The sequence below is a fragment of the Pseudomonas fluorescens group sp. genome, assembly GCF_020093335.1.
In the GTDB taxonomy this organism is placed as follows: Bacteria; Pseudomonadota; Gammaproteobacteria; order Pseudomonadales; family Pseudomonadaceae; genus Aquipseudomonas; species Aquipseudomonas petroselini.
In genome coordinates, this window is sequence record NZ_JAIOKW010000011.1 from 62,811 (window position 1) to 89,027 (window position 26,217).

Genomic DNA, 26,217 nt, shown 5'->3' on the forward strand with positions numbered 1-26,217 from the left:
ACGCGAGCGTAGTGTGACGTGAGTCCAACGTTAAGAGGCAAACCTTTGCAAAATAACACCAGCCTTCTACGGCGAGTCCTCCCGCCGTGGAAAGAACAGCTCAAAGCACGTGACCCCCGCTTCACTGCTCACACTGTACCGTCCGTTATGCAGCTGCATGATGGTCGCCACAATCGACAAGCCCAGTCCGTTGGACTGAGCCGAGCGTTCCCGTGACTCATCTACTCGGTAAAACCGTTCGAACAGTCGCGGCAGGTGCTCGGCTGCAATGGTTTCGCCTCGATTGCTGACCCTCAGGTGAATGCCTTCGGCATTGGGCACCGCCTGGATCACCAGCTCAGTACACGGCGCACCATATTTAATGGCGTTGGCGCACAGGTTTGCCAGGGCCCTGCGCAGCAGCATCGGCTCCGCCCAGATCACCCCTTCACCTTCGGCGTGAATGCTGATCTGCACATCACCCGCCAAACCTTCAAAGTAGTCGGCGATGCGTTCTACCTCATCCGCTGCACTCAGCTCCTGACGCTGACGCAGCGCGCTGGCCGGGTCGGTCCTGGCCAGGAACAGCATGTTGTCGAGCATCCGCGCCAGGCGTTCAAGTTCTTCGACATTAGACGCCAGCAGTTGCTGATAGCTCTCGATGCTACGGCTCTGTTGCAGCGCGACCTGGGTTTCTCCCAGCAGATTGTTGATGGGCGTGCGCAGTTCGTGGGCCATGTCGGTGGACACCTGGCCCAGTTGAACAAAACCCTTGGCCAGGCGCTCGAGCATGGTGTTGAACGAGTCGATCATCGGCAGCAGTTCTTTCGGTGCGCCGTGGCTGTCGAGGCGTTCGGCGAGGTTACCGACGCCGATGCCTTGGGCGTGCCGGGCCAGACGGCGCAATGGCAAAAGCCCGCGATGAACCAGCAGGTAACCCACCACGGCCAGGATGATTGCGGCCATGCTCGCCAGGATATAAACGCTCAAGCGATAGCTGGCGAGCACGGCGGTGCGCTCGGTCATCAGGCGCCCCGTAGTGACTTGCAGGCTGCCCAGGTCGCCGGAGTCGATGGAGGCCGCGACGGTGGCGAAGGGCACGCCATTGATGCTGGGGAAATGGTGCACGTCGGCGAACGTCAGTGCGTGGTTCTTGGGGACCGGAGGCACGGATGGCAGTTCGATATTGCCAGGGTTGACCGTCAGCAGCGGCTTTTGCCCCGGTGCGACAATCCTCAGTACCGACTCGCGGTTGCCCAGCATGTTCTGGAACAGTTCCGGCTTGGTCTTGATCAGGTCCAGGGTATTGCTGTCATTGAGCAGGTTGCGCAATTGATCGATGCGGTTGATCAAGGCCGCGTCGTCACGCATGATCAACTCCCGCTCCAGCTCGCGGTACAGCGCCACACCCAGGGTCGCCAGCAGCGCGAAGGCGAGGAGGGCGAAGATTAACGCCAGGCGCAGGGTCAGGGAGTAGTGACGGCGCTTATTCATGGTTGGGTATCGAAACGGTAGCCGATGCCACGCACGCTGTGGATCAGCTTGAGCTGGAAAGGGTCGTCGATTTTCAAGCGCAGGCGCCGCACGGCCACGTCTACCACGTTGGTGTCGCTGTCGAAATTCATGTCCCACACCCGCGATGCAATCAGCGAGCGGGAGAGCACCTGGTCCTGGTGGGTCGCGAACAGGTGCAGCAAGGCGAACTCTTTGTTGGTCAAGGTGATGCGCGTGCCGGCACGGGTGACGCGACGCTTCAGCACGTCGATTTGCAGGTCGGCGATCTGCAACTGCTCCTCTTCGCGGCTTGGCCCGCGGCGGGTCAGGGTGCGCAAGCGTGCTACCAGTTCAGCGAAGGAAAAGGGCTTGATCAAGTAGTCATCGGCGCCCAGTTCCAGGCCCTTGATACGGTCAGCGATGTCGTCGCGGGCCGTCAGAAAAAGTACCGGCGTGTCGGCTTCCTTGCGCAGACGGCGCAGCACTTCCCAGCCGTCCATTTTCGGCATCATCACATCCAGCACGATGACGTCGAACGGCGTTTCAAGGGCTTGGTGCAAGCCGTCCACACCGTCGCGGGCGAGGCTGACGGAGTAGCCGAGTTCCTGCAGGCCGTTGAGCAGGTAATTGCCGGCCTTGGGTTCGTCTTCGACGACGAGAATGTTCATGGGAAGTGCCCTGTCTCAGTGCGTGGCGCAAGTGTAGCCCGATCAATTGTCACTGGCGCAACCGATGCCTTGGACTTGGTAGTCCAGCACGTGCTCGCGGCCCTGGCTGTCCAGATAGTCGAGTCGCGCCGGGACGATGCCGCATTGGCCGTAGGTGTCGGTGCTCGACAACACTTTGGCCACGTCCAGGTGTACGAAGAAGCCGGTTTTGTCGTGGATCACCGGTTCAGCAGCCAGTACGGAGCCGGTAGAGAGTAACGCGGCAAAGCCGAGGATAAACAGTTTCATGGTGGTCTCTCTTTTAAAGGGGTGGCCGCCGGTTCGTGGCGGTGAGTTCACAGTAACCAGGCGCCCCGAACAGCCAACCAACAGGAGGATGACAAGTTTGTAATGCAGTGTTTTTTAATGCAGGGCTTCGGGCGGGCGGCCAGAGGCTTCGAGGATCAGGTCGGTGATTTCCTTGGCGTGGGACACCAGCGACAAGTGGCTCGACGGCAACTCGATGGTCGTGGCGTTCATGCGCTTGGCGAGGAAGCGCTCGAGGTCCGGGTTGATCGTCTGGTCATTCGCCGACACCGCATACCAGGACGGCTTGGTGTGCCAGGCGGCATTGACGGTGCGGCCGCTGAACAGGGTCTTGGTGATGGGTTGCTGCACGGCGTACAACGCCAGGGCCTTGGCTTGCGGTACATCGGCGGCGAAGTACTTGAGGAAGGCGTCCTGGCTCAAGGTGAGGTAGCCGTCGTGATCTTCAACGCCAGCCCGCACCGGCATGCTCGGGTACTGGGCGGAGAGCGCGACGAAGTCTTCATTGGCGTCCGGTGCGCGGGCGGCCACGTACACCAGGGCGCTGACTTTCGGGTCGACTCCGGCATCGCTTACTACCGTACCGGCGTAGGAATGGCCGACCAACACGGTAGGGCCGTCCTGTTGGTCCAGCACACGTTTGGTGGCGGCGACATCGTCGGCCACCGAGGTCAGCGGGTTCTGCACGGCGGTGACGTGCAGGCCGGCGGCCTGGAGGCGGGTGATCACCTCGGACCAACTGGAGCCGTCAGCCCAGGAACCGTGCACCAGTACTACGTTATTGGCTTTGACCGACGCGACAGTGCCGGCCAGTGCCGTGCCCGTGCCCAGCATCAGCAGGCTGGCGGCGATCAGGCAGAGTTTGCTTGCAGGTTTCATGGGGTACCCCTTTTCATCAGTAGGAAGTGGCGTCATCCGGTGAGGGCGACTGACGACTCCACTGTATGAAGTGAGGGTGCCGACAAGACTTACAGCTTGATTACAAACCTGTAATGCAATCGATGTCGGTAGCGTTTACAAGCACCGACGTGATCCGTAGATTGCACCGGGCTCATCATTTGTCACCGCCTATGAGGAACCGCACAGTGTCGATCCGAGGTCCCGCCGTATTCAACCGCCGTTACCGTGCCTTTCTGTTTGATATGGATGGGACTTTGCTCAACTCCATCGCCGCCGCCGAGCGGGTGTGGAGCATCTGGGCTGAACGCCATGGCCTGGAGGTGGCAGCGTTTTTGAAGACCATTCACGGTGCCCGCGCGATTGACACCATCACGCGCCAGGCACTGCCTGGCGTCGACCCCGAGGTTGAGGCGCAATGGATTACCGAGGCTGAACTCAATGATGTCGAGGGGGTTGTAGCGATTCCCGGCGCCGTCGCGTTTCTAAGCAGCTTGCCGGGTGACCAATGGGCGCTGGTCACCTCTGCACCCCGGGAATTGGCGTTGCGTCGACTGCAAGCGGCGGGCATTGCGCCGCCGGCGGTGCTGGTCACGGCCGAAGATGTGGCCATCGGCAAGCCGAACCCCGACTGTTACGTGCTGGGTGCTCAACGTTTGGGTGTACCGGTGCGGGAGTGCCTGGTATTTGAAGATGCGACGGTGGGCATTCGTGCGGGAGAAGCGGCGGGGGCGGACGTGATGGTCGTGACGTCGACGCATTACACGCCGATGGTTACCGAACATCCTTCGATTGACAGTTACGCGCAGCTAAACGTACAGCGCGACACGCAAGGCTTGTTGTACGTGCAGAACGCGGTGGGCTGATACGAAAAGGCCGAGCCCGTTACCGGTCTCGGCCTTGTTCCAGGCTGGCTGGGTCGGGGGGTTGCATTCGATTATTCCTAATGCCCTGGCGTGACAGCACCATCTCCCTGAGGATTTCATTCGCCAGCCGCGCAATCGCTTCGGCACCACGATAATGCGCGCGCACGATTCCGGTAATTGCGAAATGGTCGGTTTCCGGGCCGCTGAGCACGGCTGAAAGAGTCCCGTCGGCGTGCAACGTGCAGGTCACTTGATAGCTGGGCAGGCGGGCCGCCAGTGCTGATTCGATTTGGGATTTACTCAGGGTGTCCATCTGCTTGCGCGCCTTTTACGGAGGGGGCACGCCCAAGCATAGGTCCTGTTGCGGCGCTGTAAATACCGGTGATCTAATTACGGAGAACGACGCTTCAGCGTGTCGTTTGTCCATTAGTCCGTCGACACAATCTACGCTGCACGGTCTTCTGGATAGGCTTGAGACAAAACAGGAACAGGTACCCGCAGAGCATCAGCGTCAGGTCCAGCCAGGAGTGGGGTTCGGCAGAACCCGTGTCTTCTATTGCACACCTTAAGGCATAAGCCAGTCCGAGGAAGGCCAGCCCTATCAATAAGGCGATCATCCAAGACCTGTAGGCAAATGGTGGTGCGTTCGTAGGCCTCATCGACGTGCTCCTGAATGCACACGAATGGCGGGGGTGTCAGTCAGGAGATTCGGCTGTAAATGAAACAACAAGTTCCAGGCGTGAAGACAGTTTCATCTTTCCATGAAGATGAACACATCGGCGAGGTCAATCACGCAACAACACAAGATCAGTCCGAAGGCGTTTTCGCCAGCCGTTACAGTGAACGAAAGGGCTGGCTACTGAGGGGGCTTCAAGGCGTCTGGTTTTTGTCCGGAGCGGTCAGGCCAGCCTGGATGCGCTGGTAGATCTCCTCGCGATGCACGGCAACATCCTTGGGTGCGTTGATGCCGATTCGTACTTGCTGGCCGCTGACGCCCAGGATGGTGATCGTGATGTCATCACCGATGTTTATGCTTTCACCAACTTTGCGGGTGAGTATAAGCATGGACTTCTCCTTGATTACTTTTAAGGACACATGTTTCAGACAGGGCAGGTGTCGGATGTGTGTAGCTTACTGCTAAGCGCTTCCCTGTGACTGCCTCTTTTAGGACGCATAGAGGCGACATTAATTCCCATGGCGGCATCATACAGGTCTGCGATACATCATTCGCATTGTTTAAGCCAACGTTTATGACGGCCAGAATAGACAGTGAATGATAAAGTCGCCTCTTTATCTTTTAAGGAGCAGGGCAGTGCGTAAAGTAGCGATGGCAATTGCGGTGTTGGCATTGGCCGGTTGCGGTGAAGGCAAAAGCGTCGAGGCGCCCAAGGCCAAGCCTGCCGTGACCGAAAGCCAGCCCCAGACCGGTGCGATTGCCGCCCAGGAATGGGACGTGTGGGTAGGCCCGCCTGACCACAAGTTACAGGCGATCACCGACCTGACGGCCTGGTTGCTGGAGCACGGTTTCAATTTCTACATCGTGAAAGTGGACGGCAAGGACGAAGTCCTGCTGGGACCGTTCGCAACCAAGGCTGAGGCTGAGGCCAAGCAGACGCTGCTCAACGAGAAGATGGCGCGGGCCAAGAAAACTGACACGATCTCAGAGGTCGTTGAGCATAAAACCGCGCAGTAACGGCCTGGCGGGGCGCAAGTCCTGCCCACGTTCAACCGCAGGCTTTCAGGTTCACCGGGCCGACAAACTCATTGCCACGCCCCATCACACACGCCACGGTCTGGTTGCGCTGGCGCTCCCAGGCCTGCACCGGGTAGGTCTTGTTCCAGGCTTCGTACAACTGGCGATCCTGTTTTGACAGGCGCAAGCCGTATTGCTTGCTCATGTAGAAGTAGGTGCGGGCGATCATTCCACGGATGGAGGGGCGCGGCATAACCTTCTTGGCCTTGAAGTCCACTTGGGTCAGGCATGAACCGTACTGCCCGCTTTGCACCGGCAGCCAGCCAAAACTGAAGTTGTTACGGTCACCGTTGACTTCGCCGATGCTCGGCACCAGGTTGTGCAGGTCGGCTTCGGCACGCTTGAACACGTCATCGTGGCGCGTGCAGTTTTTGCGCCCACCGTCCTGCCAGCACTGGCGCTGATGCCCGATCTGCCAGGCTGGAACGATATGCTCCCATTCGATGCGCGCGGCGCGGCTGGCGTTTTTGCGTGGGACGTAGCCACAGGCTTTCAAGTCCACGCGGTTGCCGGTGTATTTACAGCCGCAATAGAACTCGGTGGATTGTGGGGCGTAAAGCTTCCAGGCGACTTTCTTGGCTTCGCTGAACGTTCGGGGGGCCTGGGCGTGGGCGGTGACGGCGAAAAACAGGCAGCACACCGCGATAAAACGGACACTCATTGAATCAATCTTCCTTCGGTACAACCCAGAAAATTTGCACACCACCGTCGTCCCGATAGGCGAGGGTGACGTTGTCGTTCTCCGCGATTTCCTCCAGCAAACGCGCCCACTCATCCTCTGGCTCATCCGGCAAGCGGAAGATCAACGCCGCCTTGGATTTCTGGGCGTTGGTCGAATTGATGATCTTTTGCACACGGATTGCCAGGCGTTGGTAGGCATCGGGCGGGGTTGGCACTGCGGAAGAGGACTTTGCCACGGAGTGTTCCTTAGTTTGCTGTACGCACATACAGTATTTAACTGTAGGCGATTTCGCAACTGCTTAAACTTCAAGGAGTTCGTCTGACAGCAGATCAGGCAATTTTATGTAGGGCGAAAGTGTATGTATCGAGGGTTTTTTGCGAGGAAGCAGGGGCGGGTAACCGCCCCTGCCAAGGTGTCACCGGGAATCAATATTCCCAGAACATCCGTTGCAACTCTTTGCTGTCTTGGGTCTTGGTCAGGGCGACCATTGCCAGTATGCGGGCTTTCTGTGGGTTCAGGTCGAGGGCAGCCACCCAATCGTATTTGTCGTCAGGCTGCTCGGCGTTGCGCAATACCATGCCGCCGGCATTGACGTGGGAAGAACGAATGATTTGTACACCTTGCTTACGCAGTTCCACCAGGGCGGGTACGACTTTGGAAGAAACGGAGCCGTTGCCGGTACCGGCGTGGATGATGGCTTTGGCGCCCGCTTGAGCCAGTGCCTTGTAGGCCGTGTCGCTCACGTTGCCGTAGCCATAGGCGATCTCAACATCAGGCAGGCTCTTGATGTTCTTGATATCGAACTCCGAATCCATGGTGTGACGCTTGGCCGGCAGGCGGAACCAGTAGGATTTGCCCTCAACCACCATGCCCAGCGGGCCCCATGGGCTCTTGAACGCTTCGGTCTTGATATTGATCATCTTGCTGACGTCGCGACCCGACTGGATCTCGTCGTTCATGGTGACCAGCACGCCCTTGCCGCGCGCATCTTTGCTACCGGCCACAGCCACGGCGTTGTACAGGTTGAGCATGCCGTCCGCCGACATCGCAGTGCCTGGGCGCATGGAGCCGACCACCACGATTGGCTTGTCGGTCTTCTCCACCAGGTTCAGGAAGTAGGCGGTTTCTTCCAGGGTGTCGGTACCGTGGGTGATCACGATGCCGTCCACGTCCTTGCTGTCGGCCAGTTCGGCGACGCGGCGACCCAGTTGCAGCAGATTTTCATTGTTGATGCTTTCGGATGCAATTTGCATCACTTGCTCGCCACGCACGTTGGCGATCTGGCTAAGCTCAGGAACACCGGCAATCAATTGCTCGATGCCGACTTTGGCCGCTTGGTAGGTGGCACTGTTGGCCGCGCTGGCGCCGGCGCCGGCAATGGTGCCGCCGGTGGCGAGGATCACCACGTTGGACAGTTTGGTCTTGGTTTCAGCTTCCTTTGCCTGGGCGGCAACGGGGAACAGCAGCAGCAGGGCTAACGCGCCCGGAACAAAAGTCTTCAGTGCAGATTTCATTATTTTTCTCTCTGGTTTTTGATGAGTGCTGTAGCAGGTTCATCTAGAACACCCGGGCGGTTCTGAATGCCACGAGGTGATGGGGTAGAGCAGGATCTGTACCAGGCTGATTGTGTTCGCGGATATAAAACAACTTATTGATTTAAAACAGATTATATTGATGTTTTGTGGCAACAGCGCCAGTAGGCGTCCGGCTTTCCGAACATCGGACTGCCTTGCGTTCGGTTGTCCGAAAAAGTGGACGGTGCGTACTCGGCTAAGGCGTGAGTGCCACGTACAGCCTGTCGTTTTAGAGAACGACCGCGCGCGCGCGATGTTTAGCGGCTGCCTTTGCAGGACAAGAGGGCGGGGCTCGATGGCTTGGATGAAAGGCTGTTTTCAACCGTTGACAAATCTCGACAAGGTTCTCATAGTTTGAATAACGCAAACGTTTGCGAGATGTTTCACGGAACACTCCTGGAGTATCGTGACAGCTCGTATCAGCCACCCAGGTGGGACGGCTGCCGAAGCGCTCTTCGGTGCAAGCGTTGCTCACAATAATCATAAGATCGGAGTGAACCCATGAAGCTGCCATTTGCTGGACGTCTTCTCGCTGTCGCTGTGCTAGCTGCCGCATCCGCCGCTTTACCTCTTTCCTCTGCATTTGCTGATGACGCCGCCGCCAAACCCAAGGTCGGCCTGGTGATGAAGTCCCTCGCCAACGAATTTTTCGTGACCATGCAAGATGGCGCCAAGGCCTATCAGAAAGATCACGCCGCCGATTTCGACATGATCACCAACGGGATCAAGAACGAAACCGACACCAGCGCGCAGATCGACATCGTCAACCAGATGATCCTCTCCAAGGTCAACGCTATCGTCATCGCACCCGCCGACTCCAAGGCGTTGGTGACCGTGCTGAAGAAGGCTTCGGATGCCGGTATCAAGGTCGTCAACATCGACAACCGCCTGGACCCGGACGTGCTCAAAAGCAAAAACCTCAATATTCCGTTCGTAGGCCCGGACAACCGCAAAGGCTCCAGGCTGGTGGGCGACTACCTGGCTAAGCAACTGGCCTCGGGTGACAAGGTCGGCATTATTGAAGGTGTACCGACCACCACCAACGCCCAGCAACGTACCGCAGGCTTCAAGGATGCGATGGATGCTGCCGGCATGAAGATTGTCTCCACCCAATCCGGCAACTGGGAAATCGACCAGGGCCAGAAAGTGGCGTCCGCCATGCTGAGCGAGTACCCGGACCTCAAGGCCCTGTTGGCCGGTAACGACAACATGGCCCTGGGCGCTGTCTCCGCCGTACGTGCGGCAGGCAAGGCCGGCAAGGTGTTGGTCGTGGGTTACGACAATATCGAAGCCATCAAGCCAATGCTGCAGGACGGCCGTGTGCTGGCAACCGCTGACCAGGCTGCTGCCCAGCAAGCCGTGTTCGGTATCCAGAACGCGCTCAAGTTGGTCAAGGGTGAGAAAGTCGACTCCAAGGATGGCGTGATCGAAACCCCGGTCGAACTCGTCCTCAAGAAGTAATCCTGGCAGCACCCAACAGCGTCCGCTCGTCCTGAGCGGGCGCCTGGAGATTTTCCTATGTCATCTTCCGCCCCGAACGCTGTCCTCTCGGTCAGCGGTATCGGCAAGACCTATGCCCAACCGGTTCTGTCCGACATCACCCTGACGCTCAACCGCGGGGAAGTGCTGGCGCTGACCGGTGAGAACGGCGCAGGCAAAAGTACCTTGTCGAAGATCATTGGCGGCCTGGTCACCCCGACCACTGGGCACATGCAGTTCAATGGCCAGGCCTACACGCCGGGCAGCCGTACCCAGGCTGAAGAGCTGGGCGTGCGCATGGTCATGCAGGAGCTCAACCTGCTGCCGACGCTGACCGTCGCCGAAAACCTGTTCCTGGATAACCTGCCCAGCCATTGTGGCTGGATCAGCCGCAAACAATTGCGCAAGGCTGCGATCGAGGCCATGGCCCAGGTTGGCCTGGACGCCATCGACCCCGATACCTTGGTTGGCAGCCTTGGGATTGGCCATCAGCAGATGGTCGAGATCGCCCGCAACCTGATCGGCGATTGCCACGTACTCATCCTCGACGAGCCCACGGCCATGCTCACGGCGCGTGAAGTCGAGATGCTGTTTGAACAAATCACCCGCCTGCAGGCCCGGGGCGTGGCGATTATTTATATTTCGCACCGGCTGGAAGAGCTGGCCCGTGTCGCCCAACGCATTGCGGTATTGCGCGACGGCAAGCTGGTCTGCGTCGAGCCGATGGCCAACTACAACAGCGAGCAACTGGTCACCTTGATGGTCGGTCGTGAGCTGGGCGAGCACATTGACCTGGGCCCGCGCTCCATCGGTGGGCCAGCCCTGACGGTGAAAGGCCTGACGCGCTCGGACAAGGTCCGCGACGTGTCCTTTGAAGTGCGCGCGGGCGAGATCTACGGTATCTCCGGCCTGATCGGCGCCGGGCGCACTGAATTGCTGCGTCTGATCTTCGGCGCCGACCTGGCCGATAGCGGTACTGTGGCGCTCGGCTCGCCCGCCCAGGTGGTGAGCATTCGCTCGCCCGTGGACGCGGTGGGTCATGGCATTGCCCTGATCACCGAGGACCGCAAGGGTGAGGGCCTGTTGCTGACTCAGTCCATCAGCGCCAACATTGCCCTGGGCAACATGCCGGAAATCTCCGGCGGCGGCGTGGTCAACAGCCGCGACGAAACGGCGTTGGCCAAGCGTCAGATCGATGCCATGCGCATCCGCAGTTCCAGTCCGGCGCAGTTGGTGTCGGAACTGTCCGGCGGCAACCAGCAAAAGGTGGTGATTGGCCGCTGGCTGGAGCGCGACTGCTCGGTGATGCTGTTCGACGAACCCACCCGCGGCATCGACGTCGGTGCCAAATTCGATATTTATGCCTTGCTGGGCGAATTGACCCGTCAAGGCAAAGCACTGGTGGTGGTGTCCAGCGATCTGCGTGAACTCATGCTGATCTGCGACCGCATCGGTGTGTTGTCCGCCGGGCGCTTGATCGAGACGTTCGAGCGCGACAGCTGGACCCAGGACGAATTGCTCGCCGCCGCCTTCGCCGGCTATCAGAAACGTGATGCGCTGCTCAACGACGCAGTGCTTAGGGAAACCCCATGAAAACCACAACTTCCCCCGGTAAAACGGGCGGCAACTTCTACGGCCTGGGCACTTACCTGGGCCTGGCCGGCGCCTTGTTGGCGATGATTGCGCTGTTCTCGGTGCTCAGCGATCACTTCCTGTCCTATGACACCTTCAGCACCCTGGCCAACCAGATTCCGGACCTGATGGTGTTGGCGGTGGGCATGACCTTCATCCTGATCATCGGCGGTATTGACCTGTCGGTGGGTTCGGTGCTGGCACTGGCGGCATCAGCGGTCAGCGTGGCGATTCTCAGCTGGGGGTGGAGCGTGCTACCGGCTGCGGTGCTGGGCATGGGCTGTGCCGCATTGGCTGGAACCATCACCGGCTCGATCACCGTGGCCTGGCGCATCCCGTCGTTTATCGTATCCCTCGGCGTGCTGGAAATGGCCCGTGGCGTGGCGTACCAGATGACCGGCTCGCGCACCGCTTATATCGGTGATTCGTTTGCCTGGCTGTCCAACCCGATTGCCTTTGGTATCTCGCCGTCATTCATCATTGCCTTGCTGGTGATCATCGCCGCGCAGCTTGTACTGACGCGTACGGTGTTTGGTCGTTACCTGATCGGTATCGGCACCAATGAAGAGGCCGTGCGCCTGGCGGGCATCAACCCCAAACCGTACAAGATCCTGGTGTTCAGCCTCATGGGCCTGCTGGCCGGTGTGGCGGCGTTGTTCCAGATTTCGCGCCTGGAAGCGGCGGACCCGAACGCCGGTTCAGGCCTGGAGCTGCAAGTGATCGCGGCCGTGGTGATCGGCGGTACCAGCCTGATGGGCGGGCGCGGTTCGGTGATCAGTACCTTTTTTGGTGTGTTGATTATTTCGGTATTGGCCGCTGGCCTGGCGCAGATCGGTGCCACGGAACCTACGAAACGCATCATCACGGGTGCCGTGATCGTGATTGCCGTGGTCCTCGATACCTACCGCAGCCAACGCGCCAGTCGGCGAGGCTGAACCATGGCAACGATCAAGGATGTGGCAGCGCTTGCAGGTATTTCCTACACGACGGTGTCGCATGTGGTGAACAAGACACGGCCGGTCAGCGAGCCGGTACGCATCAAGGTCGAAGCCGCGATCAAGCAGCTCGACTACGTGCCCAGTGCCGTCGCGCGTTCGCTCAAGGCGAAGACCACGGCCACCATCGGCTTGCTGGTGCCCAACAGCCTCAACCCGTATTTTGCGGAGTTGGCGCGTGGTATCGAGGATTACTGCGAGCGTAACGGTTACTGTGTGATCCTCTGCAACTCCGACGATAACGCGGAAAAGCAACGCAGCTATTTGCGCGTGTTGCTGGAGAAGCGCATCGACGGCTTGATCGTGACCTCGGTTGGCGGCGACGACAGTGGCCTGGCCGCCGGCTTGAGCGCGGTGCGCACGCCCATGGTAATTGTCGACCGGGCGCTGGATGGCATAGACGTGGACCTGGTGCGTATCGATCACGAGGAGGGCGCCTACCTGGCGACCCGGCACTTGCTCGAACTGGGCCACCGTGACATCGCTTGCATCGGCGGTCCCGCCCATACCCGTGTCGCGCAAATGCGTCTGGCGGGGTATCACCGTGCGCTGCAAGAGGCGGGCGTGGCAGTGGCGGCCAATCGCACCCAGGAAAGCGATTTCACCAGTACGGGCGGTTATACCGCCGCCGTGCAGTTACTGGCGAACAACCCGCCCAGCGCGATTTTTGCCAGCAACGACATGATAGGTTTCGGCGTATTGCGCGCGGCAGCCGAGCGCAATATCCGGGTGCCGGGTGAGCTGTCGGTGATCGGTTTCGATGACATTCAAATGGGCCGTTACGTCTACCCGGCGTTGACCACGGTCGGGCAGTCGATCGTGCAACTGGGCGAGACGGCGGCCGAGCTGTTACTGCGTAGAATTGCGACACCCCAACTGCCGATCGATCAACGCATCGTGACGCCGAGCATCGTGTTGCGTGAGTCGACGGCGCCCGTCGCCGGTACGTTCGCCCAATACCGCTGAACCGAATTGATGAGTACTGATGTATGCCAGCAAAAGTAGTGGTAGTAGGCAGCTTGAACATGGACCTGGTGACCCGTGCCAGTCGGTTGCCGCGTGCCGGTGAGACCTTGATCGGCCAGACGTTCTCCACCGTGCCCGGCGGCAAGGGCGCGAACCAGGCGGTAGCGTCGGCACGCCTGGGGGCCGATGTGTCGATGATTGGCTGTGTGGGTACCGATGCCTATGGCACGCAATTGCGTGATGCGTTGCAGGTGGAGGGCATCGATTGCCAAGCCGTCAGTACCGTAGACGGCTCCAGTGGCGTGGCCCTCATCGTGGTCGATGACAGCAGCCAGAATGCGATTGTGATCGTGGCGGGCAGTAACGGCGAACTGACGCCAGCCTCGTTGCAGGCGTTCGATGCGGTGCTGCAAGCGGCTGACGTGATCGTCTGCCAGCTGGAAGTGCCGATGAAGACGGTGGGTTACGCCCTCAAGCGCGGTCGTGAACTGGGCAAGACGGTGATCCTTAACCCGGCTCCGGCCAGCGCTCCGTTGCCGGCTGAATGGTATGCCTCGATCGACTACCTGATCCCGAATGAAAGCGAAGCCACCGCACTGAGCGGCGTGACGGTCGACTCCATTGACAGCGCCAAGGCAGCCGCAACCCACCTGATCCAGGCGGGCGCCGGCAAAGTCATCATCACCCTGGGGGCTCAGGGCGCGCTGTTTACTGACGGCCAGGGCTTTGAGCACCTGCTGGCGCCGAAGGTCAAGGCGGTCGACACCACCGCAGCGGGCGATACCTTCGTCGGTGGCTTTGCTGCGGCACTCGCCAATGGCAAAAGCGAGGCCGAGGCCATTCGTTTTGGCCAGGTCGCTGCGGCACTGTCGGTCACCCGCGCCGGCGCGCAACCCTCTATTCCAACGCTGCACGACGTACAAGGTTTTGTGCCCTCATGAAAAAGACACCTCTGCTCAATATCGCCCTGTCGCGTGTCATCGCCTCACTCGGACACGGCGACATCCTGGTGATCGGCGACGCTGGCCTGCCAGTGCCGCCGGGCGTCGAGTTGATTGACTTGGCGTTGACCCAGGGCATCCCGGATTTCATCAGCGCCTTGCGCATCGTGCTCAGCGAGATGCAAGTGGAAAGCCATGTGCTGGCCGAAGAAATCCTGCTCAAGCAGCCGCCTGCGCTGAACGAGCTCAATACGCTCAGCGACGAGGCGGCCCTGGGTGAGCGGCGCCTGGTCAGCCATGAAGCGTTCAAACAGCTCAGCCGCAAGGCGCGCGCCGTGGTGCGCACCGGCGAATGCCAGCCTTACTGCAATATCGCGCTGGTGTCCGGCGTAACGTTCTAACGTTCTCAACGACAAGGAGTGTTTTATGCAACGTGGTCTCCCAACCCTGAAAAACCTGTTTCGGAGTGTTCTGCTTTTGTCCGCACTCACTGCTGCAAGCGCCCAGGCGGCGGAAAAAATCGACCTGATCATCGATACCGATCCCGGTGCTGATGATGTGGTGGCGTTGCTGTTCGCGATGGCTTCGCCGGATGAACTGAGCATCCGTGCATTGACCACCGTCGCCGGCAACGTGCGCCTGGACAAGACCTCCCGCAACGCCCGCCTGGCCCGCGAATGGGCAGGGCGCGAGGACATCCCGGTGTACGCCGGTGCGCCAGCGCCGCTGCTGCGCACGCCGATCTACGCCGAGAACATCCATGGCAAGGAAGGTATTTCCGGTGTCACCGTGCATGAGCCTAAAAAGGGCTTGGCTGAAGGCAATGCCGTCGACTACCTGATCAAGACCCTGAGCACCGCCAAGCCTCACAGCATCACCATCGCCATGCTCGGCCCGCAGACCAACCTGGCGCTGGCGCTGACCCAGGCACCGGAAATCACCCAGGGCATCAAGGAAGTGGTGGTGATGGGGGGCGCGCACTTCAACGGCGGCAATATTACGCCGGTGGCGGAGTTCAACCTGTTTGCCGACCCCGTGGCGGCCGAGATTGTGCTCAAGAGTGGCGTCAAGCTGACCTACCTTCCGTTGGACGTGACCCACAAGGTACTGACCAGCGAAGCCCGCCTGAAAGGGATCGCCGACCTCAAGAACAACGCAAGCAAGGTGGTTAGCGATATTCTCAATGAATACGTCAAGGGCGACATGGAGCACTACGGTATTCCAGGTGGCCCGGTGCATGACGCGACCGTTGTCGCTTACCTGCTCAAGCCTTCACTGTTCACCGGCCGTGAAGTCAACGTGGTAGTGGACAGCCGGGAAGGCCCGACCTTCGGCCAAACCATCGTCGACTGGTACGACGGTCTGAAGCAACCGAAGAACGCGTTCTGGGTGGAGAACGGTGATGCCCAAGGCTTCTTCGATCTGTTGACCGAGCGCCTGGCGCGTCTGAAGTAAGGTGTTGACCGGTCGGCGTTCGCCGGCCGGTTCTTATTCGCGCTCGGGGTTGTGTGCCCCCATGTGGTCGGCCGGGTATTTCTCGAATATCTGGCCGATGAACGCTTGCGCCGCTTGTGTACCCAGCTCCTTGACCAGCAGGTCGATACCAATGATCGCCAATTCCTCCGGGCTTCCGGGGCTGTAGGAGCTCTGTCCTTGGGGCCACTTGGCTTTGATGTCGGCTTGGAGCGTTACGGTGGTCATGACTGTCTCGCGGGGCTGAAAGTACTGGGCAGTGCGCTGGAACGCGGTTCTTACCGGCCCAGTTAACCATTTTGCATCGTATTTGGCACTGATACTTAGGCATGAGGCGATTCGGAATGACGGTCGCGCTGTGCGACACTGGCCGCCTGTTTAATTGCCGGGGAACACCGCGTGCAGATCGACTTGAACAACCCCGAGAACCTGACGCTGGCGAATGTGCGCCAGCTTCTCGCCAGTGCTAATGACGACGAACATGCCCAACTGCGGGTGACCCAGGCCGGAATCGCCTATATCTCCTCAGGGAAGGTGGTGGGCGGTGTGGACATCGACGGGCTGCTGTTTCGCCTGGAGACCTGGGCCAAGGGCTCCGGATACGTAGGGAATGTAGCCGCCAGCGACGAAGTCTGGGTGACGCAGATCTTCAATGCACTGAAGGAAAACTGGCCGAAGCCGGCGTCTGACTACATCGACATCTACTGATTTCGTTCATATCTGGTCACGATTGACCGGGCGAATGCCTGTCGAGAGTCAGGCAGACTTGCCCTGCGGCGGTTTACGTCTTGAAACCAATCCGCCCAATCGCTGTCGCACGATCTCTGTCCATTTTTTATCATAGGAGGCTTCATGCCTTGGAAGCTCGCATCATTCGGTACTTTGTTGGCAGCACTCGCGTTGGCGGGTTGCAGCACCCCGGGTGCCTCTGAGCCAGCCAAAGACGCCGCCGTGGCCGATACCGGTCATAGCCGCTGTGAGTCGAAGGCTGCCGAATTCACTATCGGCCAGAAAGCTTCGCCCCAATTGCTGGAGCAGGCGCGTACCCGCGCCGGTGCGCAGAACGCACGGATCCTCAAGCCTAACGACATGATCACGCTGGAATACCGTTCCGACCGCCTGAACCTGAACACCGATGACAACCTGGTGATCACGCGCGTCAATTGCGGCTAGGTCTTTCAAGGCTTTTGCAGCGCCCATAAAAAACCCCGTCACATGGACGGGGTTTTTTTAGCTCAGCGGAGAATTACTCGCCGCGAACCTGTGCAGCTTGCATACCCTTTTGGCCTTTCTCAGCCACGAAGGAAACGGTTTGGCCTTCTTTCAGGCTTTTGAAACCGTCGCTTTCGATAGCTTTGAAGTGTACGAACAGGTCGTCACCGCCACCTTGAGGAGTGATGAAGCCGAAGCCTTTTTCATCGTTGAACCATTTAACGGTGCCGGTTTGGCGATTAGACATGGTGTATCTCCAAGAAACATATATTTTCAGTAGTGCTGTGCTGCTCAGGCCAACTGGGCACACCGGGCTATCATAGTCGAAATGTTCGGCTTGGGAGCCCCCCCAAGGCATTGTTTGCTAATCAATAGCGTTGCGTTTAGTGCCTGATCCGGCTGAAAGCCCCGATTTACGGGGCTTTGGCTCGAAATATCAACTGGTAAAAAAAGCCGTAAAAGCTGCGTAATTTGTGAGAAGCGGCAGTTTTAAGCCTGTTTTACCGCCAAAAAAGCCGTGAGATCAGCGGCAAATCTTACTTTTTCTTCACGACTTTGCAGGACGAAATAGCCGCGACGGCCTTGTTTTTCAGCTCCGGGCTGGCGTTCTGGTTGGTCATGAGCTCTTTGATTTCCGCAGTGCTCAATTCGGCGTTGATCTTGTCAGCGCCACATTCGCAGTGGGCTTTGGCAGTTTTGGCGTCCACGTTCTGGCTGGCGGCTGCGCTGCAATCGCTGACGAAGCTGTCACGGGCACCGGCTGGCCAGTTCGACGGGGCTGCTGCCTGCGCGCCGAGGGAAAGGAGGGTCAGGGAAGCGGCGAGAGCGAGGGTGGAGGTAAAACGCATCATGAGGATGCTCCTTTGGGTCGAGGACGAACGGCGATTCTCAGTGGGTTTGAGGCATTGCGTACAGCTCAAGTTCACTTTTGCAGCTATAAAGGCCGGAATTTGTCTTTACGCAAGATAGCAGCCCCGCGATGACCGTTCATCTGTGCTAGGATCTTGCGCTTGGCTATTTCCAGGCGCGCCAATTGCCGCCTTGCCATGTTCTTTTTAGCTCACTCCAGTCACTCTGGTTCGATTATCGGTTGGCCGAAAGGCTCCTGCCGCTGTAAGGCAGGCGTTCATCACTGAACGGCCTGGTGTTGGATCTTGTACTGGCTCATCCCAACCCACGTGACCTTTGGTAGGGGTCACCACTAGGAGAGGAGGCGCCATGCCAACTATTACTCTTCCCGACGGCAGTCAACGTTCATTCGATCATTCGGTTTCCGTAGCCGAGGTCGCCGCATCCATTGGTGCAGGCCTGGCCAAGGCCACCGTGGCCGGCAAGGTCGACGGCAAGCTGGTTGACGCCAGCGACCTGATCACCAACGACGCCAGCCTGCAAATCATCACGCCCAAGGACCAAGAGGGGCTGGAGATCATTCGCCACTCTTGCGCTCACTTGATTGGCCACGCGGTCAAGCAGCTGTATCCAACCGCGAAGATGGTAATCGGCCCGGTCATCGACGAAGGCTTCTATTACGACATCGCCTACGAGCGTCCTTTCACCCCGGACGATATGGCCGCCATCGAACAACGCATGCACGCGCTGATCGAAAAAGATTACGACGTGATCAAGAAAGTCACGCCGCGCGCCGAAGTGATCGACGTGTTCACCGCCCGTGGCGAAGACTACAAGCTGCGCCTGGTGGAAGACATGCCGGACGAGCAGGCCATGGGCCTGTACTACCACGAAGAATACGTCGACATGTGCCGTGGCCCGCACGTGCCGAACACACGCTTCCTCAAGTCCTTCAAGCTGACCAAGCTGTCCGGCGCCTACTGGCGTGGCGACGCGAAGAACGAGCAACTGCAGCGGATCTACGGCACTGCCTGGGCTGACAAGAAGCAGCTGGCGGCCTACATCCAGCGCATCGAAGAAGCCGAAAAACGCGACCATCGCAAGATCGGCAAGCGCCTGAACCTGTTCCACCTCCAGGAAGAAGCGCCGGGCATGGTGTTCTGGCACCCCAACGGCTGGACCCTGTACCAGGTGCTCGAGCAGTACATGCGCAAGGTTCAGCGCGAAAACGGCTACCTGGAGATCAAGACTCCCCAGGTCGTTGACCGCAGCCTGTGGGAGAAATCCGGGCACTGGGCCAACTACGCCGACAACATGTTCACCACCCAGTCGGAAAACCGCGATTACGCCATCAAGCCAATGAACTGCCCATGCCACGTGCAGGTGTTCAACCAGGGCCTGAAGAGCTACCGCGAGTTGCCGATGCGCCTGGCCGAGTTTGGTGCCTGTCACCGTAACGAGCCGTCGGGTGCGCTGCACGGCATCATGCGTGTGCGTGGCTTCACCCAGGACGACGCCCACATCTTCTGCACTGAAGAGCAGATGCAGGCCGAATCCGCGGCGTTCATCAAACTGACCATGGACGTTTATCGCGATTTCGGCTTCACCGAAGTTGAGATGAAACTGTCCACTCGTCCGGAAAAGCGCGTCGGCTCCGACGAGCTGTGGGATCGCGCCGAAGCTGCATTGGCCGCAGCGCTGGACAGTGCGGGGCTTGCGTACGACCTGCAGCCGGGTGAGGGCGCGTTCTACGGTCCGAAGATCGAGTTCTCGCTGAAAGATTGCCTTGGCCGCGTCTGGCAGTGTGGTACCCTGCAGCTCGATTTTAACCTGCCGATCCGTCTGGGAGCCGAATACGTCTCCGAAGACAACAGCCGTAAACACCCGGTTATGCTGCACCGGGCGATCCTCGGCTCGTTCGAACGGTTCGTCGGGATCCTGATCGAGCACTACGAGGGTGCATTCCCTGCGTGGCTGGCGCCGACTCAGGCAGTGATCATGAATATCACTGATAAACAGGCAGATTTTGCCGCTGAAGTTGAAAAAACACTCAACGAAAGCGGATTTCGTGCCAAGTCCGACTTGAGAAATGAAAAGATCGGCTTTAAAATCCGCGAGCATACTTTGCTCAAGGTTCCCTATCTCTTGGTTATCGGAGATCGGGAAGTCGAGATGCAGACTGTCGCTGTGCGTACTCGTGAAGGTGCTGACCTGGGCTCGATGCCCGTCGCCCAGTTCGCTGAGTTCCTCGCGCAAGCGGTTTCCCGGCGTGGTCGCCCAGATTCGGAGTAATTATTATTAAGCGTGAAATGAGACAAGATAAACGAGCTGCACCGAAAGCCCCGATCAACGAGAATATCTCGGCACGCGAGGTTCGGTTAATTGGCGCTGACGGCGAGCAGATTGGCATCGTCTCGATTGATGAAGCGCTTCGTATTGCTGAAGAGTCCAAATTGGACTTGGTGGAAATTTCCGCCGATGCAATCCCACCCGTTTGCCGGGTGATGGACTACGGCAAGTCGATCTTCGAAAAGAAGAAGCAGGTTGCCGCAGCGAAGAAGAACCAGAAGCAGATTCAAGTAAAAGAAATCAAGTTTCGTCCAGGGACGGAGGAAGGGGATTACCAGGTAAAACTGCGCAACCTGGTACGTTTCCTGAGTGATGGGGACAGGGCCAAGGTATCCTTGCGATTCCGCGGCCGTGAGATGGCCCACCAGGAGCTGGGGATGGAACTCCTCAAGCGGGTTGAAGCTGACCTGCTGGAGTACGGTTCCGTCGAGCAGCATCCTAAGATGGAAGGACGCCAGCTGATCATGGTCATCGCCCCGAAAAAGAAGAAGTAATCAACAGGGCACGGCAGGCCTTCTGATTATGTTTATCAACTGAATGCGGAGTATCCGAACATGCCAAAGATGAAGACTAAAAGTGGTGCTGCTAAGCGGTTTCTGAAAACTGCTAACGGTATCAAGCACAAGCACGCTTTCAAGAGCCACATCCTGACCAAAATGTCGACCAAGCGTAAGCGTCAACTGCGCGGTAGCAGCTTGCTGCATCCGTCTGACGTGGCAAAAGTCGAGCGCATGCTGCGCCTTCGTTAATTTTTGGATCAAGAATAGAGGAAGTAACTCATGGCTCGTGTAAAGCGTGGCGTCATTGCCCGTAAACGTCACAAAAAAATTCTGAAACTTGCTAAAGGCTACTACGGCGCGCGTTCACGCGTATTCCGTGTTGCCAAGCAAGCGGTAATCAAGGCAGGCCAATACGCCTACCGCGACCGTCGTCAGAAAAAACGTCAGTTCCGCGCTCTGTGGATCGCTCGTATCAACGCCGGTGCACGTGTTAACGGTCTGTCCTACAGCCGTTTCATCGCTGGCCTGAAAAAAGCGTCCATCGAAATCGACCGTAAGGTTCTGGCTGAACTGGCCGTGAACGAAAAAGCGGTGTTTGCTGCGATTGTCGAGAAAGCTAAAGCCACCTTGGCTTAAGTACCCCCGACAGTCACCCTGGGCTACTCCTGTAGTCCATGGTGGTAAACGTCATAAATAGGGGAAGAGCCTTCAAGCTCTTCCCCTATTTTGTATCTGGAGTCTGTACATGGAAAACCTGGACGCGCTCGTTGCTCAAGCCCTTGAGGCAGTGCAAAGCGCTGAAGATGTAAATGCCCTGGAGCAAATCCGGGTTCACTACCTTGGCAAAAAAGGTGAATTGACTCAGGTGATGAAGACCCTGGGGAATTTGCCGGCTGAAGAGCGTCCGCAAGTCGGTGCGCTGATCAACGTCGCCAAAGAGCGTGTCACAGAGGTTCTCAATGCGCGCAAGGCATCGCTCGAGGAGGCCGATCTTGCGGCCAAGCTCGCCGCCGAGTCCATTGACGTAACCCTGCCTGGCCGTGGCCAGGCCTCGGGCGGTCTGCACCCGATCACCCGGACTCTGGAACGTATCGAGCAGTTCTTCACCCACATTGGCTACGGTATCGCCGAAGGCCCTGAGGTCGAAGACGACTATCACAACTTCGAGGCGCTCAACATCCCAGGTCATCACCCGGCCCGGTCGATGCACGACACCTTCTATTTCAACGCGAACATGTTGTTGCGCACCCATACCTCGCCGGTACAGGTCCGCACCATGGAAGCGAACAAGCCGCCGATTCGCATTGTCTGCCCAGGCCGTGTGTACCGCAGCGACTCCGATATCACCCACTCGCCGATGTTCCACCAGGTCGAAGGCCTGCTGGTTGATCGCGATATCAACTTCGCCGACCTCAAAGGCACCATCGAAGAATTCCTGCGGGTGTTCTTCGAGAAAGAGCTGGCGGTGCGATTCCGTCCATCGTTCTTCCCGTTCACCGAACCCTCCGCTGAAGTCGACATGGAGTGCGTGATGTGCAGCGGTAAAGGCTGCCGCGTCTGCAAACAGACCGGCTGGCTGGAAGTGATGGGCTGCGGCATGGTTCACCCCAACGTGCTGCGCATGTCCGGCATTGATCCGGAAGAGTTCTCGGGCTTTGCCTTCGGCATGGGCGTTGAGCGTCTGGCCATGCTGCGTTACGGCGTGAACGACTTGCGTCTGTTCTTCGACAACGACTTGCGGTTCCTCGCGCAATTTCGCTAGTCGTAACGAATCTTTAGGAGAGCAGGATGAAATTCAGTGAACAATGGCTGCGCGGCTGGGTAAGCCCGCAGGTAGATCGCGACGAGCTGGTTGCTCGTCTGTCGATGGCCGGTCTTGAGGTCGATAGCGTCACTCCGGCCGCCGGTGTTTTCAGCGGTGTCGTAGTGGGCGAGGTGCTGAGTACCGAGCAGCATCCCGATGCCGACAAGTTGCGTGTGTGCCAGGTCAGCAATGGCGCGGAAACCTTCCAGGTCGTGTGCGGAGCGCCTAACGTGCGCCCGGGCTTGAAGATCCCATTCGCCATGATCGGTGCCGAGCTGCCAGGCGATTTCAAGATCAAGAAAGCCAAGCTGCGTGGCGTCGAGTCCAACGGCATGCTGTGCTCCCAGGCGGAGCTGCAGGTCGGCGAGGGCAATGATGGCCTGATGGAACTGCCGGCCGATGCGCCGGTGGGCCAGGACATCCGCGTTTACCTGGAACTGGAAGACGCCAGCATCGAGGTCGACCTGACCCCGAACCGTGGCGACTGCCTGTCCCTGGCCGGCCTGGCGCGTGAAGTGGGCGCGTTGTACAACGCTCCGGTCACCCGCCCTGCGGTTGCCGCCGTGCCTGCGGTACACGATGAAGTACGCCCGATCGACGTGTTGGCGCCAAACGCCTGCCCGCGTTACCTGGGGCGTGTGATCCGTAACGTCGACCTGTCCAAGCCAACCCCGTTGTGGATGGTTGAGCGCCTGCGCCGTGCTGACGTGCGCAGCATCGACGCGGCCGTCGACATTACCAACTACGTGATGCTGGAGCTGGGCCAACCACTGCATGCGTTCGACCTCGCCGAAATCAACGGCGGCATCCGCGTACGCATGGCGGAAGAAGGCGAGAAGCTGGTGCTGCTCGACGGCCAGGAAGTCAGCCTGCGTGCCGACACCCTGGTCATCGCCGACCACTCCCGCGCCCTGGCGATTGCCGGCGTGATGGGTGGCGAGCACAGCGGTGTGTCCGAGACCACCCGCGACGTGTTCCTTGAGAGTGCCTTCTTCGACCAGATCGCCATCGCCGGCAAGGCCCGCTCCTACGGCCTGCACACCGATGCGTCGCACCGCTACGAGCGCGGCGTGGACTGGAAGCTGGCGCGTGAAGCCATGGAGCGCGCCACTGGCCTGCTGCTGGAAATCACCGGCGGCGAAGCGGGTCCGATCACCGAAACCGTCAGCGAGCAGTACTTGCCGTCCGTTGCGCCGATCACCCTGCGTGCCAAAAGTGTCGAGCAGATGCTCGGCCTGGTCATCGCGCCGGCTGAAATCGAGCAACTGTTATCCGCTCTCGGCCTGGGTATTTCCGCAGGCGGGGAAGGGCAGTGGACCGTTGAAGTGCCAAGCCATCGCTTCGATATCAGCCTGGAAGTCGACCTGATCGAAGAGTTGGCTCGCCTCTACGGCTACAACCGCCTGCCGGTTCGTTACCCGCAAGCGCGCCTCGCGCCGCAACCCAAGGCCGAGGCGCGTGCGCACCTGCCTGAGCTGCGTCGTCTGCTGGTTGCCCGTGGCTACCAGGAAGCGGTGACCTACAGCTTCATCGATCCTAAACAGTTCGAGCTGTTCAGCCCTGGCGTCGAGCCGCTGCTGCTGGCGAACCCGATCTCCAACGACATGGCGGCCATGCGTTCGTCCCTGTGGCCAGGCCTGGTGAAAGCACTTTCCCATAACCTGAACCGTCAGCAAGATCGCGTGCGTATGTTCGAAAGCGGCCTGCGTTTTGTCGGCCAGCTCGACGGCCTGAAACAAGAGCCAATGCTCGCTGGCGTGGTGTGCGGTAGCCGTCTGCCGGAAGGCTGGGCGCAGGGCCGCGATGCCGTGGACTTCTTCGACGTCAAGGCTGACGTAGAAGCGGTGCTGGGCTTTGCCGGTGCTCTGGATGCCTTCACCTTCGTTCCTGGCAGCCATCCGGCATTGCACCCGGGCCAGACGGCACGTATCGAGCGCGAAGGGCGCCTGGTGGGCTTCGTCGGTGCCATTCACCCTGAACTGTCGAAAACCCTCGGTCTCGACCGTCCGGTCTTCGTGTTCGAACTGGTCCTGGCTGAAGTCGCCTCGGGCAAAATGCCTAAATTCAGCGAGCTGTCGCGCTTCCCTGAAGTGCGCCGTGATTTGGCGCTGATCGCCGACCGCGAAGTGGCCGCGACTGCCGTTCTGGACGTAATCCGTGAAAATGCAGGGGAATGGCTGACAGACCTCAGGCTATTTGACGTCTATCAGGGTAAAGGTATTGATCCGCATAGAAAAAGCCTCGCAGTTGGCTTGACCTGGCAGCATCCATCGCGCACTCTTAATGACGATGAGGTGAATACCACGACACAAAATATCCTCACCTCGCTCGAACAAAGGTTGAACGCCACGTTAAGGAAGTGACGTATGGGGGCTTTGACGAAAGCTGAGATGGCGGAACGTCTGTACGAAGAGTTGGGTCTGAACAAACGCGAAGCCAAGGAATTGGTCGAGCTGTTTTTTGAAGAGATCAGACACGCTCTGGAAGACAACGAACAGGTCAAATTGTCCGGTTTCGGCAATTTTGACCTGCGGGACAAACGCCAGCGGCCTGGCCGCAATCCAAAAACGGGAGAAGAAATCCCGATCACGGCTCGCCGTGTGGTCACCTTTCGTCCAGGGCAGAAGTTGAAGGCCCGAGTTGAGGCTTATGCTGGAACCAAGTCATAACGACGAGCTACCCGTCATCCCAGGCAAACGCTACTTCACCATTGGTGAAGTCAGCGAGCTCTGTGCGGTAAAACCGCACGTGCTGCGCTATTGGGAGCAGGAGTTTCCTCAACTCAACCCCGTCAAACGCACCGGGAACCGTCGGTATTATCAGCGCCAGGATGTGCTGATGATCCGACAGATCCGCGCGTTGCTGTACGACCAGGGGTTCACCATCAGCGGCGCACGCCAGCGCATGTCCGGTGATGAAGCCAAAGACGACACCACCCAATACAAGCAACTGATCCGCCAGATGATCTCCGAGCTCGAAGATGTGCTGGTGGTTCTGAAAAAGTAATTCCGGCTTTTAAAATACTTCCACATTTCAAAAGCTTGCGGTATATTCCGGATCGCTTCGTCAAGAAGCGAACCCAGTAACACGCCTAGTCGGGGCGTAGCGCAGTCCGGTAGCGCACTAGCATGGGGTGCTAGGGGTCGAGTGTTCGAATCACTCCGTCCCGACCATTATTCCTGAGTAAAATCAGACACTTAAGCCGATCAGCTAGATCGGCTTTTTTGTGCCTGCGCAAAACCCGCGCAAAACTGGCGCAAAACTACCCGGTGATTTCGCTGATATTTAGGTCCGGAATTGCCTCGGACCAGATGATTTCCTCGTGGTCCCGCTGGTAGTTCTTGGTCATGCCCTCACTCGCGTGCCCTGCGATCTTCTGCCCATCCTTACCGGCTTTCTTGTATAGGTGCAGCGATAGCGCTCGTACTTCATGGAAGCCCGGCATCTCTTCTTCCTTCCATCCCGCGTAGCAGAGCCAGGCCACCATCACCACCCTGCGCGCTGAAGCAAAGCGCAATGCCGAATACCAGACCGACCTGGCAAAGCGCCTCAAGGCCAGCCAGGACAAAGCGAAAAAGGCGGAGAAGAACTTTGAAGACCTCAAGCGCAACAGCAAGCCTGTTCGTGACTGGGCTGCTCAGCCTCTGCCTGACGGCCTGCGCGGCAAAGCCGGTGGTAGTGACAAAGACCCAGGCCGTAAGGCTGGAAGCCCCTGAGCTGATCCCGTGCGAACGGGTAGATGAGGGTGCAGCCGACCTTCGCCTGAATGGCGATGTGTGGGAGCTGAAGGACAGGGCG

32 protein-coding genes, 1 tRNA gene and 2 pseudogenes are annotated in these 26,217 nt (G+C 58.9%); 21 read left to right on the forward strand and 14 right to left on the reverse strand.

Translation table 11 applies throughout. The annotated features are described in order from the left end of the window. Positions 1 to 66: 66 nt before the first annotated feature. The 4 genes from K7431_RS14340 to K7431_RS14355 all read right to left on the reverse strand — a co-directional run bounded on the left by K7431_RS14340 (position 67) and on the right by K7431_RS14355 (position 3,326). The gene (locus K7431_RS14340; protein ID WP_015884956.1) at positions 67 to 1,473 is read right to left on the reverse strand and encodes a heavy metal sensor histidine kinase; all 1,407 of its coding nucleotides are present in this window, start codon (positions 1,471 to 1,473) and stop codon (positions 67 to 69) included. Then, the gene (locus K7431_RS14345; RefSeq protein WP_015884955.1) at positions 1,470 to 2,141 is read right to left on the reverse strand and encodes a heavy metal response regulator transcription factor; all 672 of its coding nucleotides are present in this window, start codon (positions 2,139 to 2,141) and stop codon (positions 1,470 to 1,472) included. Before K7431_RS14345 ends, K7431_RS14340 begins: the two co-directional genes overlap by 4 nt. Positions 2,142 to 2,183: 42 nt before the next feature. Next, on the reverse strand, positions 2,184 to 2,429 hold the full coding sequence (locus K7431_RS14350; RefSeq protein WP_043205654.1) for a DUF2790 domain-containing protein: 246 nt from the start codon (positions 2,427 to 2,429) through the stop codon (positions 2,184 to 2,186). A gap of 114 nt (positions 2,430 to 2,543) precedes the next feature. Next, positions 2,544 to 3,326: an alpha/beta fold hydrolase gene (locus K7431_RS14355; RefSeq protein ID WP_043205652.1), complete on the reverse strand. Its 783-nt coding sequence runs from the start codon at positions 3,324 to 3,326 to the stop codon at positions 2,544 to 2,546. Between the two features lie 206 nt (positions 3,327 to 3,532). On the opposite strand from K7431_RS14355, the gene K7431_RS14360 reads away from it, so the two are divergent. After that, the gene (locus K7431_RS14360) at positions 3,533 to 4,210 is read left to right on the forward strand and encodes an HAD family hydrolase (RefSeq protein WP_043205651.1); all 678 of its coding nucleotides are present in this window, start codon (positions 3,533 to 3,535) and stop codon (positions 4,208 to 4,210) included. A 19-nt stretch (positions 4,211 to 4,229) separates the two neighbouring features. On the opposite strand, the gene K7431_RS14365 is transcribed toward K7431_RS14360, so the two are convergent. From K7431_RS14365 to csrA, 3 genes are all read right to left on the reverse strand, one after another. Further along, positions 4,230 to 4,523, reverse strand: coding sequence for a hypothetical protein (locus K7431_RS14365; RefSeq protein ID WP_015884951.1), 294 nt, complete (start codon positions 4,521 to 4,523; stop codon positions 4,230 to 4,232). A gap of 94 nt (positions 4,524 to 4,617) precedes the next feature. Continuing rightward, positions 4,618 to 4,869, reverse strand: coding sequence for a hypothetical protein (locus tag K7431_RS14370; RefSeq protein WP_015884950.1), 252 nt, complete (start codon positions 4,867 to 4,869; stop codon positions 4,618 to 4,620). Between the two features lie 211 nt (positions 4,870 to 5,080). Then, the gene (gene csrA / locus K7431_RS14375) at positions 5,081 to 5,275 is read right to left on the reverse strand and encodes a carbon storage regulator CsrA (RefSeq protein WP_003192511.1); all 195 of its coding nucleotides are present in this window, start codon (positions 5,273 to 5,275) and stop codon (positions 5,081 to 5,083) included. A 262-nt stretch (positions 5,276 to 5,537) separates the two neighbouring features. Between csrA and K7431_RS14380 the strand changes: the two genes are divergently transcribed. Next, positions 5,538 to 5,903: a hypothetical protein gene (locus tag K7431_RS14380; RefSeq protein WP_043205649.1), complete on the forward strand. Its 366-nt coding sequence runs from the start codon at positions 5,538 to 5,540 to the stop codon at positions 5,901 to 5,903. Between the two features lie 31 nt (positions 5,904 to 5,934). On the opposite strand, the gene K7431_RS14385 is transcribed toward K7431_RS14380, so the two are convergent. From K7431_RS14385 to K7431_RS14395, 3 genes are all read right to left on the reverse strand, one after another. Continuing rightward, positions 5,935 to 6,624, reverse strand: a complete 690-nt coding sequence (locus tag K7431_RS14385; protein WP_015884948.1) for an endonuclease — start codon at positions 6,622 to 6,624, stop codon at positions 5,935 to 5,937. 4 nt (positions 6,625 to 6,628) lie between these two features. After that, positions 6,629 to 6,880 carry a DUF1654 domain-containing protein gene (locus K7431_RS14390; protein ID WP_015884947.1) on the reverse strand — a complete coding sequence of 84 codons (252 nt, stop codon included), beginning with the start codon at positions 6,878 to 6,880 and terminating at the stop codon, positions 6,629 to 6,631. Positions 6,881 to 7,070: 190 nt separating this feature from the next. Then, positions 7,071 to 8,159, reverse strand: coding sequence for an asparaginase (locus K7431_RS14395; RefSeq protein ID WP_015884946.1), 1,089 nt, complete (start codon positions 8,157 to 8,159; stop codon positions 7,071 to 7,073). A gap of 561 nt (positions 8,160 to 8,720) precedes the next feature. Between K7431_RS14395 and K7431_RS14400 the strand changes: the two genes are divergently transcribed. The 7 genes from K7431_RS14400 to K7431_RS14430 are packed head-to-tail and all read left to right on the forward strand — an operon-like array spanning position 8,721 to position 15,687. Beyond that, positions 8,721 to 9,680, forward strand: coding sequence for a sugar ABC transporter substrate-binding protein (locus tag K7431_RS14400; RefSeq protein WP_015884945.1), 960 nt, complete (start codon positions 8,721 to 8,723; stop codon positions 9,678 to 9,680). A 57-nt stretch (positions 9,681 to 9,737) separates the two neighbouring features. After that, the gene (locus K7431_RS14405) at positions 9,738 to 11,291 is read left to right on the forward strand and encodes a sugar ABC transporter ATP-binding protein (protein ID WP_015884944.1); all 1,554 of its coding nucleotides are present in this window, start codon (positions 9,738 to 9,740) and stop codon (positions 11,289 to 11,291) included. Further along, positions 11,288 to 12,265, forward strand: coding sequence for an ABC transporter permease (locus K7431_RS14410; protein WP_015884943.1), 978 nt, complete (start codon positions 11,288 to 11,290; stop codon positions 12,263 to 12,265). Before K7431_RS14405 ends, K7431_RS14410 begins: the two co-directional genes overlap by 4 nt. 3 nt (positions 12,266 to 12,268) lie before the next feature. Then, the gene (locus K7431_RS14415; RefSeq protein WP_015884942.1) at positions 12,269 to 13,291 is read left to right on the forward strand and encodes a LacI family DNA-binding transcriptional regulator; all 1,023 of its coding nucleotides are present in this window, start codon (positions 12,269 to 12,271) and stop codon (positions 13,289 to 13,291) included. A gap of 23 nt (positions 13,292 to 13,314) precedes the next feature. Continuing rightward, positions 13,315 to 14,232: a ribokinase gene (gene rbsK / locus K7431_RS14420; protein WP_015884941.1), complete on the forward strand. Its 918-nt coding sequence runs from the start codon at positions 13,315 to 13,317 to the stop codon at positions 14,230 to 14,232. Continuing rightward, positions 14,229 to 14,633, forward strand: a complete 405-nt coding sequence (rbsD, locus tag K7431_RS14425; protein ID WP_015884940.1) for a D-ribose pyranase — start codon at positions 14,229 to 14,231, stop codon at positions 14,631 to 14,633. The genes rbsK and rbsD overlap by 4 nt, the downstream gene beginning before the upstream one ends. Before the next feature lie 25 nt (positions 14,634 to 14,658). Next, on the forward strand, positions 14,659 to 15,687 hold the full coding sequence (locus tag K7431_RS14430; RefSeq protein WP_015884939.1) for a nucleoside hydrolase: 1,029 nt from the start codon (positions 14,659 to 14,661) through the stop codon (positions 15,685 to 15,687). 33 nt (positions 15,688 to 15,720) lie between these two features. Here K7431_RS14430 and K7431_RS14435 read toward each other — a convergent pair whose 3' ends face one another. Further along, a complete protein-coding gene (locus K7431_RS14435; RefSeq protein WP_015884938.1) occupies positions 15,721 to 15,933 on the reverse strand; it encodes a hypothetical protein in 213 nt (70 codons plus the stop codon). A gap of 171 nt (positions 15,934 to 16,104) precedes the next feature. Here K7431_RS14435 and K7431_RS14440 point away from each other — a divergent pair, with 171 nt between their 5' ends. Then, positions 16,105 to 16,413 carry a hypothetical protein gene (locus tag K7431_RS14440; protein ID WP_015884937.1) on the forward strand — a complete coding sequence of 103 codons (309 nt, stop codon included), beginning with the start codon at positions 16,105 to 16,107 and terminating at the stop codon, positions 16,411 to 16,413. Between the two features lie 144 nt (positions 16,414 to 16,557). Next, positions 16,558 to 16,878, forward strand: coding sequence for an I78 family peptidase inhibitor (locus K7431_RS14445; RefSeq protein WP_015884936.1), 321 nt, complete (start codon positions 16,558 to 16,560; stop codon positions 16,876 to 16,878). Between the two features lie 73 nt (positions 16,879 to 16,951). Here K7431_RS14445 and K7431_RS14450 read toward each other — a convergent pair whose 3' ends face one another. Both K7431_RS14450 and K7431_RS14455 read right to left on the reverse strand, forming a co-directional pair. Continuing rightward, complete coding sequence (locus K7431_RS14450; protein ID WP_003234260.1) at positions 16,952 to 17,164, reverse strand: cold-shock protein; 213 nt, start codon at positions 17,162 to 17,164, stop codon at positions 16,952 to 16,954. Positions 17,165 to 17,453: 289 nt separating this feature from the next. Next, the gene (locus K7431_RS14455; RefSeq protein ID WP_015884935.1) at positions 17,454 to 17,768 is read right to left on the reverse strand and encodes a hypothetical protein; all 315 of its coding nucleotides are present in this window, start codon (positions 17,766 to 17,768) and stop codon (positions 17,454 to 17,456) included. A 367-nt stretch (positions 17,769 to 18,135) separates the two neighbouring features. Between K7431_RS14455 and thrS the strand changes: the two genes are divergently transcribed. The 9 genes from thrS to K7431_RS14500 all read left to right on the forward strand — a co-directional run bounded on the left by thrS (position 18,136) and on the right by K7431_RS14500 (position 25,592). Continuing rightward, positions 18,136 to 20,058 (forward strand): threonine--tRNA ligase, encoded by a 1,923-nt coding sequence (gene thrS, locus K7431_RS14460; protein WP_015884934.1) that lies wholly within the window; start codon positions 18,136 to 18,138, stop codon positions 20,056 to 20,058. Then, positions 20,058 to 20,609 (forward strand): translation initiation factor IF-3, encoded by a 552-nt coding sequence (gene infC, locus K7431_RS14465; RefSeq protein WP_015884933.1) that lies wholly within the window; start codon positions 20,058 to 20,060, stop codon positions 20,607 to 20,609. The genes thrS and infC overlap by 1 nt, the downstream gene beginning before the upstream one ends. Positions 20,610 to 20,669: 60 nt before the next feature. Then, positions 20,670 to 20,864 carry a 50S ribosomal protein L35 gene (gene rpmI / locus K7431_RS14470; RefSeq protein WP_002553160.1) on the forward strand — a complete coding sequence of 65 codons (195 nt, stop codon included), beginning with the start codon at positions 20,670 to 20,672 and terminating at the stop codon, positions 20,862 to 20,864. Positions 20,865 to 20,894: 30 nt separating this feature from the next. Next, positions 20,895 to 21,251, forward strand: a complete 357-nt coding sequence (rplT, locus tag K7431_RS14475) for a 50S ribosomal protein L20 (RefSeq protein ID WP_003174975.1) — start codon at positions 20,895 to 20,897, stop codon at positions 21,249 to 21,251. A 109-nt stretch (positions 21,252 to 21,360) separates the two neighbouring features. Continuing rightward, on the forward strand, positions 21,361 to 22,377 hold the full coding sequence (pheS, locus tag K7431_RS14480) for a phenylalanine--tRNA ligase subunit alpha (protein WP_003192486.1): 1,017 nt from the start codon (positions 21,361 to 21,363) through the stop codon (positions 22,375 to 22,377). Between the two features lie 26 nt (positions 22,378 to 22,403). Further along, positions 22,404 to 24,782: a phenylalanine--tRNA ligase subunit beta gene (gene pheT / locus K7431_RS14485; RefSeq protein WP_015884932.1), complete on the forward strand. Its 2,379-nt coding sequence runs from the start codon at positions 22,404 to 22,406 to the stop codon at positions 24,780 to 24,782. 3 nt (positions 24,783 to 24,785) lie between these two features. Continuing rightward, positions 24,786 to 25,088: an integration host factor subunit alpha gene (gene ihfA / locus K7431_RS14490; RefSeq protein ID WP_002553164.1), complete on the forward strand. Its 303-nt coding sequence runs from the start codon at positions 24,786 to 24,788 to the stop codon at positions 25,086 to 25,088. After that, positions 25,069 to 25,425, forward strand: coding sequence for a MerR family transcriptional regulator (locus K7431_RS14495; RefSeq protein ID WP_003174972.1), 357 nt, complete (start codon positions 25,069 to 25,071; stop codon positions 25,423 to 25,425). Before ihfA ends, K7431_RS14495 begins: the two co-directional genes overlap by 20 nt. 90 nt (positions 25,426 to 25,515) lie before the next feature. Next, positions 25,516 to 25,592 (forward strand) — tRNA-Pro (locus K7431_RS14500). Between the two features lie 89 nt (positions 25,593 to 25,681). Here K7431_RS14500 and K7431_RS14505 read toward each other — a convergent pair. Then, positions 25,682 to 25,891: pseudogene (locus tag K7431_RS14505) on the reverse strand (integrase); the annotation flags it as partial. Here K7431_RS14505 and K7431_RS14510 point away from each other — a divergent pair. Next, a pseudogene (locus K7431_RS14510) lies at positions 25,890 to 26,135 on the forward strand (hypothetical protein); the annotation flags it as partial. The pseudogenes K7431_RS14505 and K7431_RS14510 overlap by 2 nt on opposite strands. Positions 26,136 to 26,217: the final 82 nt, after the last annotated feature.